Below are 8,318 nucleotides of genomic sequence, written 5' to 3'. Positions count from 1 at the left end.
CTTTGGCATAGTGCAATCTCAATATACCAATTGAAAAAAATAATTACTTATTTGTCATTATTTAAAAATAATGTTTTAGATTTGAAATAATAAAAATATTCTTACATTCGTTTCACAAACCAAGTGCACTTGGTAAAATAAAATAATGTTTTGAATGTTTTGTAATTACTAATAAATTAAAAATTAAAACATGAAAAATTTAAAATCATTAAACTTAGGAAAAAGTTTAAACAGAGAAGAAATGAAATCTATTTCAGGGGGTTTAGAAAATATGCCTTATTGTACTTGTGGCAAAAATCCTGCAACACTTACAACCTGTGGTTGCGACTCTTTCTGTAATGGAGGATGTGACTATTAATACTAAAAGTGTATTAATTGGAGCTGATAATATCAGCTCCAATTTTAATACATATAAAATCTTGTAATCAGAATTTTAAATAGAATAAAGACATCTCAAATATGATAGATAGTGATTAATTATATTTGAGTAAAAAAACAAAAGATGAAAACCATTTTATTATCAGTGCTATTTTTATTAGCTAATTTATGTAATTCGCAAACTACGCAGGTTACTGTCATTGGTAATATGCCACAACAGTTTGGGGGTGATTATGTGAGTTTCAGTAAGCCAATAGGAAAATATACTACTATATCATTTTATATTAATAGTAAAGATACTGCAGTAATAAAAAATGATAGATTCATTAAAACTCTTGATGTTTCAGGACCGGGACTTATTTATCTTTATGAAAAACCTTATAATTCGATTAGTAGTGCCCGATTTTTTGCAGAACCAGGAGACACAATATTTATAGAAAGACAGAATAAAGAAATTATTTTTAAAGGAAAGAATGCAATAGTAAATAAAATGCACACTGACATCAAATTAGCACCAGTAGCATTTAATGATGAAATGTATTATATATTTAAGAATAATACTGATTCAGATAAAATAATAGCAATCATAAATGATAAAGAAAAAGAATATTTAAAATTCTACAAAGACCTTTTTCAAAAAAAACAAATTTCAAAATCTTGTTTAGAATACACTAAAGTATTGATGGAGAACAGCATAGATAATATAGCACTGAGTGTTTCAATGAATGAAAAATTCAGAGAAGATCAAAAGTTTCAAATCACGAAAGAAGAAGCTAATAAAATTAGTGATTATTTTAATTTGAAAAATATTCCTTTTAAAGAAGAAAATTTGAAATCACCATTTTTTCTGGGTATAATCAGGCAAACTGCCCCATATTTAGAGGAACAATATTTAAAGAAAAACAAAAAAATTATCAGATTTTGGAATCAATTCGATGCTATTTTTAAATCTAAAATAGAAAGTATTGGGGTTATTGATTACATTGAATCAGATAAATACAAAGAAGCAAGTATAGGACAACTTTTTCTTGGATTGATAAAAAGTTATGATAATGAGAAAACTATAAAGTACAAAGATTTAGTTGCAGTTTACAAAGCTTATGTAGAAAAATTTCCGAATAGCCCTTATATTATACCTCTTTCTGAAAGTATGATGAATAAAGCTTTAGATAATTTAAGCACTAATGCTACCAATGCTAGCAATACTAATAATGTTACAAAATCAGAATCGAAAATAGCATTAGGAAACCTTGCTATTTATGGAACAACATTAGAACCTGTTGGCAATTTACCTTTTGCACAATCCAATCAATCATTGGCTAATGCTCTTGCTGAGAAATTCCCTAATCAAGATTTATTTATTGATTTATGGGCTACATGGTGCAGTCCTTGTATTAAGCAATTTCCATATAATAAAGATTTGCATTCTTTTTTGGACACCAAGAATATAAAAACACTATATCTTTCATTTGATAAAGAAGATGATTTAATAAAATGGGAAAAATATATACAAGATTATAACCTTACAGGCTATCATTTTTTAGCAAATAAAGCCTATCAAGAAAAGTTCTTAAATCCATTAAGCGCAAGTATTCCAAGGTATTTTGTATATAATTCCAAAACTAAAGAATTGAAGCAATTAGAAGAAGGCTACCCAAGTGAAAAAGAAACTTTTTATGCTAATATAACCAAAGCCTTGGATACAAAATAAGCCGAATAAAATGACCGAAAAATTTCTATTCCTTTTTCACTATCTAAAAAAGGATAAAATCACTATAGACCAAAACGAATTTAATTTTCAAGTACAATCACACGCCAGTTATCCTTCGTTACTAGCGATAAGTGATACCTTGACTTTTCTTAAAATCAACAATCTTGCTACAAGATTAGAAAATGAAGATTTAGTCCATTTGCCAGATACTTTCATTGCCTTAATCCAAGAAAAAGTAGATAATCCTTTTTTGGCATTTGTGGAGCGCAAAGAAAATAGTTTTCAATATTCGAAAGAAAGCAAATCAAATGTAGTCTCAAACAAAAAGTTTGAGGAAATGTTTCAAAATATTGTTTTACTAGCCGAAAAAGAAGAAAACGAATTGGCTACAAAAAAATCTAATTTTTTAGTCTTTTTTAGTTCCGTCTTTCTAGGTTTACTCTATTTGTTTTCGGTTTTTGCAACTGGATTTTCTGTACTAACATTTCTTTTTGTTTGTTTCGCGGCAATTGGTGTTTACTTATCTGTTGAAGCTATTTCACACGAATTTGGGATTCAAACAAAATTTTCGGAAGCAGTTTGTACCCTAACTGTAAATTCCGATTGTGATGGAGTTATTAATGCTAAAAAATCACGCTTTTTAGAGAATTTTAGTTTTAGTGAGGCTAGTATTGCTTTTTTTTCTGCTCAGTTATTGGGTTTATTGTTGTTTGCTATATCTAATAAATTGGATGATTTTTACGCAATTACGACGATACTATTACTTTTTTCAATTTCTTTTACTCTTTTTTCCTTTTACCAACAAATTGTTGTTGCAAAAAAATGGTGTCCAATTTGTTTGGCAATTATTCTCATAATTTATGCAGAAATAGTAAGTCTTTTGGTTTATACCAATTTTAGTTTTGCAATAAACACAATGGCAATCGCTTATTTTTTATTGGTGTTGGTTGGTCCTTATATAGGATTTGTATTTGTGAAAAATATAATCAAGCAAAATCTTGACTTTAAGACTAAAATAAGTGAAAACAATCGCTTCAAAAGAAAATATTCGCTGTTTAAAATGGCTTTATTATCTTCTGATACAGTGAATTATAAGAAAAACATTTCTAATAATATAATACTGGGCAATCCTGAAGCCAAGCTAAAAATCACAATTGTTTCAAGTCCTTTTTGCGGTCACTGCAAAGACATGCATAAAATAATAGAAGAAATAGTAGACTTACATAAAGATAAAGTTTGTTTCGATTTACATTTCAATTTTGATGCTTCAAAGAATGATGAAAAATCAAATAGTGTACATCAAAAATTAGTTCAAATTTATTTCAGTGAGGGTCAAGATGCTTTTACAAAATCCCTTCATGATTGGTTTGAAAATAAAGAAGAAGACAAATTGTTATTAAAATCAACTAAAATAACGAATTTAAAAATTAACGAAATTTTAAACCAACAATTTTCTTGGAATAAAGAAAATAAAATAACGTATACACCAGCAATTATTATAAATAATCATGTATTCCCAAAGGAATATGATAGGAATGATTTAATTCATTTTATAAATGATTTGGAAGATGATATGTAAATGGATTACACCAGTTTTTAAAACTCAATAACCTACATTTTCTTTCTCATTCTCGCCACAGGAATATCCAATTGCTCCCGATATTTTGCAATGGTTCTTCTGGCAATTGGATAACCTTTTTCTTTTAAGATTTCAGCCAACTGGTCGTCTGGCAAAGGTTTGTTCTTGTCTTCTTCTGCAATGACAGTTTGAAGGATATTTTTAATTTCTATAGTAGAAACTTCTTCGCCTTGATCATTGGTCATGGCTTCCGAGAAAAATTCTTTAATTAGTTTGGTGCCATAAGGAGTATCAACATATTTACTGTTAGCCACACGGGAAACTGTTGAGATGTCTAAACCAATCATGTCCGCAATATCCTTTAGAATCATCGGTTTTAAGTTGGCTTCATCTCCATCTAGGAAATACTCTTGTTGAAAATGCATAATCGCATTCATCGTAACATACAAGGTTTCTTGACGTTGTTTTATAGCATCAATAAACCATTTTGCCGAATCTAATTTTTGTTTGATAAACTGAACCGCATCTTTTTGCGCATTCGATTTATCTTTAGAATCCTTGTAGGTTTTCATCATGTCTTGATAATCTTTCGAAACATGAAGTTCGGGAGCATTTCTTCCGTTTAGAGTCAGTTCTAGTTCGTCGTCAACAATTTTTATAGCAAAATCAGGAACAACATGCTCTGTCATTTTGTTGCTTCCGGTATAAGCGCCGCCTGGTTTTGGATTTAATCTTTCAATTTCGTCGATTCCGTTTTTAAGTTGTTCTCTAGAAACAGAAAATTTCAATATCAATTTGTCGTAATGCTTTTTAGTAAAGGCTTCAAATTGATCCTGAATTATATTCATGGCTAAGGCAACTGATTCCGTTGGTGTTTTGTGTTTTAATTGCAACAATAAGCATTCTTGCAAATCACGTGATCCAACTCCGGAAGGCTCGAGTTCGTGAACGATATTTAGTACTTTTTCGACGGTTTTTTCATCGGTATAAATACCTTGTGTAAACGCCATGTCATCTACTATATCTTGAATACTTCGCCTTATATAACCCATATCATCGATACTTCCCACAAGAAATTCAGCAATATCACGCTGTTCATCGGTCAAGATAAAAGTATTTAACTGATTGATTAAATCTTGATGAAAACTTACTGGTGCGGATAATGGAGATTCTCGTTCTTCGTCATCATCACTATAATTATTGGCTTGGGTTTTATAATCTGGTGTTTCGTCGTTGCTTAAATACTCGTCTATGTTTATATCGCCAGAATCGATGCTATCATTGTCATCATAATCATCGTATTCGTCATTGTTGTCAAACTCATCTTTTTCGTAAATCTCCTCTTGGTCATCGCCGCCTTCCAGTGCTGGATTTTCGTTCATTTCTTCTAATAAACGAGCTTCAAAAGCTTGTGTAGGCAACTGAATTAGCTTCATCAACTGGATTTGTTGTGGAGATAATTTTTGAGATAATTTAAGATTTAGAAATTGTTTTAACATTTATTTGTTGAATCGGTTTATCGTTTATTTGTTTAATCGATTAACCGAATTAACGATTAACCGATGGGCTTTTTTTAAAATTCTGCATTCATTGGTGTTCTCGGGAAAGGAATTACGTCGCGAATGTTTGTCATTCCTGTTACAAAAAGAACCAATCTTTCAAAACCAAGCCCGAAACCTGAGTGAACTGCGCTTCCAAAACGGCGTGTATCTAAATACCACCATAATTCTTCCTCATCAATTCCTAAAGCTTTCATTTTTTCGACCAAAACATCAAAACGTTCTTCTCTTTGTGAACCTCCTACAATTTCTCCAATTCCTGGAAAAAGAATATCCATGGCACGAACTGTTTTTCCATCTTCGTTCAAACGCATGTAAAATGCTTTTATATTTGCAGGATAATCAAATAAAATTACTGGACATTTGAAGTGTTTCTCCACTAAATAACGCTCGTGTTCGCTTTGTAAATCTGCTCCCCATTCGTTAATAATATAATTGAATTTTTTCTTTTTATTTGGTGTGCAATCTCTTAATATGTCAATCGCTTCAGTGTAAGAAACACGTTTGAAATTATTTTCTAAAACAAAATTTAGTTTTTCTAACAAGGTCATTTCGCTACGTTCCGCTTGTGGTTTCGATTTTTCCTCTTCAGTCAAACGACCTTCTAAGAATTTTAAATCGTCTGGACATTTGTCTAAAGTATATTTTATTACATACTGAATAAAATCTTCTGCCAAATCCATATTGTCAGTCAAATCATTGAACGCAACTTCTGGTTCAATCATCCAAAATTCTGCCAAATGGCGAGAAGTGTTCGAGTTTTCGGCTCTAAACGTAGGTCCAAAAGTATATATCTGACCCAAAGCCATGGCAAAAGTTTCTCCTTCTAATTGTCCCGAAACAGTCAAATTCGTTTCTTTACCAAAGAAATCTTCTTTGTAATTCACTTTTCCATCTTCAGTTCTTGGGGTATTATCGAATGGCAAAGCAGTTACTTTAAACATTTCTCCTGCACCTTCCGCATCAGAACCTGTAATAATTGGCGTGTTTACATATACAAACCCTTTTTCTTGAAAATAACTATGCACGGCATACGACAAAACCGAACGCACTCGCATAATCGCTCCAAACATATTTGTACGCACACGCAAATGAGCATTTTCACGTAAGAAATCTAAACTTGGTTTGTTTTTAGGTTGAATTGGGAATTTCTCGGCATCAGAATCTCCTAATATTTCCAGTTTCAACACTTGAACTTCATATTTCTGACCAGCACCTTGACTTTCTACTAATGCACCAGTTACAGAAACGGCAGCGCCAGTTGTAATACGTTTTAGTGTTTCGTCGGGTGTGTTTTCAAAATCGACTACGCACTGAATATTATGTATCGTCGAACCATCGTTCAACGCAATAAACTGATTGTTTCTAAAAGTTCTTACCCAACCTTTTACATTTACTTCTTGAAGTGTTTGAGTGCTATTTAGTAAGTCTAAAATCCTTGTATGTTTCATTGTAATTTGATAATTGTAATATATTGTTGCAAATATAATCCATTTGTTAGAATTTTCAGAAGCTTTTTCCCGCTATTCGTTTCAATCTTTTATCAAGCAAAAAAGCGAGACAAAAGGATTTTCACTGCACCCGAGCCTGAAAGTGCGAATTGGCGAAGCAATCGGGGCTAGACTAGTTGGAATTATAATTTATAAGGAAATTTTGTGTTCTTAAACTTTCGTAAATCGTCAAAAGACACTAAAAAAGGTTCTTCACAGCTTCTTGCGGCTCTAAAAAAAATTGGAGTAAACTCGATTCCTTTTTCGGTAAATGACCATGATGGAAAATTCCAGAATTCTAAATCGGTGTAATCACAACCATCATCATCGCTCGTTGGTTTTTTGAAATGTTGTTTTTTGTTTACTAAAGCAAACACTTTTGGTGCAAAATAAGCACTTCGATATTTAGAAAATGCATCAAAATTAGTTTCCTGATTAGCGCCAACACTTTTATCAAATGCTAAAATATCGTCTATGCTGTAACTTTTTCCTGATTTCAGATCCAACAAAATGCCTTGACCTCCAAAATCTGGATGAGCACCTCCGCAATCATAAGCACTAAAATCATAGTAACCAATCAAGTTTTCATCTAAATAATGAATGGAAATAGAATATTCAATATTGTTTCCGTTATTATAATCAAAATTAGATGTGCAACTCAATTGTGCTAAAACATTTTGATAATGATATTTGTTTAAAATAGGATTTATTTTGCTCTTTACAGCATCAGAAAAACCTTTTCCAAGTCTAAAATAGTGTGCTTGGCAATGTTTTTCCGAAAACCATTCAATTGTTTTTCCTTTATATATTGATATTGAATCGGATTTAAATTGAATCAAACTTGCTTTTAAAAAATCGAATGTATCTTGCTTGAATTGCTTTACAAATTCATTGTTTTTTGATTTTAATAAAAAACCAGATTTGTCAAAAGGTTTCAAACTAACAGCGAATTTCACTCCTTTTGCATCAGTCCAAAAGCCATCAAAATTACCGTTTTGAGTTAATGATAATTCAAATTTTTCGTTGATTTTATCATTCGATTCAAATTTGAAAATATATTTATTTTCCGTTTTTTCACCCGACAAAACAATATCTTTCAACGAATTTTTATAAAAATAACGAACATCATAGATGGTAGTTTCTTTTGGTGACGAATTGTCTTCAAAAAACATATAAATTGTTGCTTTCCCAATAGTTCCTTCTAATAAATATTTTTTTTCTGCATAAGAATGTAACGTAAATAAAATAAGGATTGAATAAAATATTTTTTTCATATTTTTTATTTAAACGTTCAAGGATTTAATGCGCTTCCAACCAGTTTTTTCCCATTCCCATTTCAACATCCAACGGAACATCTAGCTTAAAAGCATTTTCCATTTCGTATTTAATTATTGGTTGTATTTTTTCCAACTCAGAATTATGAACATCAAAAACAAGTTCATCGTGAACTTGTAACAACATTTTAGATTTCCAGTTTTCGGAAGTCAATTTGTTATGAATATTTATCATCGCAATTTTGATAATATCAGCAGCAGATCCTTGAATGGGTGCGTTTACTGCGTTTCGCTCGGCGCCACTTTTTACCATCATATTGGCAGAAT

General features: G+C 31.1%; 7 protein-coding genes. 3 read left to right on the top strand and 4 right to left on the bottom strand.

All coding sequences use genetic code 11. The features are described 5' to 3' along the window. Positions 1-190 precede the first annotated feature (190 nt). From ACHZC3_RS10050 to ACHZC3_RS10040, 3 genes are all read left to right on the top strand, one after another. Positions 191-358: a hypothetical protein gene (locus ACHZC3_RS10050; RefSeq protein ID WP_394759734.1), complete on the top strand. Its 168-nt coding sequence runs from the start codon at positions 191-193 to the stop codon at positions 356-358. Positions 359-502: 144 nt separating this feature from the next. After that, positions 503-2,089, top strand: a complete 1,587-nt coding sequence (locus ACHZC3_RS10045) for a TlpA family protein disulfide reductase (RefSeq protein ID WP_394759733.1) — start codon at positions 503-505, stop codon at positions 2,087-2,089. A gap of 10 nt (positions 2,090-2,099) precedes the next feature. Beyond that, positions 2,100-3,668: a vitamin K epoxide reductase family protein gene (locus tag ACHZC3_RS10040; RefSeq protein ID WP_394759732.1), complete on the top strand. Its 1,569-nt coding sequence runs from the start codon at positions 2,100-2,102 to the stop codon at positions 3,666-3,668. A 32-nt stretch (positions 3,669-3,700) separates the two neighbouring features. Here the strand turns inward: ACHZC3_RS10040 and rpoN are convergent, their stop codons facing one another. The 4 genes from rpoN to ACHZC3_RS10020 all read right to left on the bottom strand — a co-directional run. Next, entirely contained in the window at positions 3,701-5,167 is a 1,467-nt protein-coding gene (gene rpoN, locus ACHZC3_RS10035) for an RNA polymerase factor sigma-54 (RefSeq protein WP_394759731.1), read from the bottom strand. Positions 5,168-5,241: 74 nt separating this feature from the next. Continuing rightward, a complete protein-coding gene (asnS, locus tag ACHZC3_RS10030) occupies positions 5,242-6,678 on the bottom strand; it encodes an asparagine--tRNA ligase (protein ID WP_394759730.1) in 1,437 nt (478 codons plus the stop codon). Between the two features lie 182 nt (positions 6,679-6,860). After that, positions 6,861-7,991 (bottom strand): hypothetical protein, encoded by a 1,131-nt coding sequence (locus tag ACHZC3_RS10025; protein ID WP_394759729.1) that lies wholly within the window; start codon positions 7,989-7,991, stop codon positions 6,861-6,863. Positions 7,992-8,016: 25 nt separating this feature from the next. Beyond that, positions 8,017-8,318, bottom strand: a 302-nt coding sequence (locus ACHZC3_RS10020; protein ID WP_394759728.1) for a DNA polymerase, incomplete at its 5' end; no start/stop codon positions are given.

This window comes from Flavobacterium sp. (assembly GCF_043720215.1).
GTDB lineage: Bacteria > Bacteroidota > Bacteroidia > Flavobacteriales > Flavobacteriaceae > Flavobacterium.
The sequence above is the reverse complement of the archived record's forward strand: the minus strand, read 5'-3'. Positions and strand labels throughout refer to the sequence as shown.

What these genes read in the sequence shown, in the direction of transcription:
- ACHZC3_RS10050 (WP_394759734.1), top strand. Translation starts at nt 191, where the DNA reads ATGAAAAATTTAAAATCATTAAACTTAGGAAAAAGTTTAAACAGAGAA.
- ACHZC3_RS10045 (WP_394759733.1), top strand. Translation starts at nt 503, where the DNA reads ATGAAAACCATTTTATTATCAGTGCTATTTTTATTAGCTAATTTATGT.
- ACHZC3_RS10040 (WP_394759732.1), top strand. Translation starts at nt 2,100, where the DNA reads ATGACCGAAAAATTTCTATTCCTTTTTCACTATCTAAAAAAGGATAAA.
- rpoN (WP_394759731.1), bottom strand. Translation starts at nt 5,167, where the DNA reads ATGTTAAAACAATTTCTAAATCTTAAATTATCTCAAAAATTATCTCCA.
- asnS (WP_394759730.1), bottom strand. Translation starts at nt 6,678, where the DNA reads ATGAAACATACAAGGATTTTAGACTTACTAAATAGCACTCAAACACTT.
- ACHZC3_RS10025 (WP_394759729.1), bottom strand. Translation starts at nt 7,991, where the DNA reads ATGAAAAAAATATTTTATTCAATCCTTATTTTATTTACGTTACATTCT.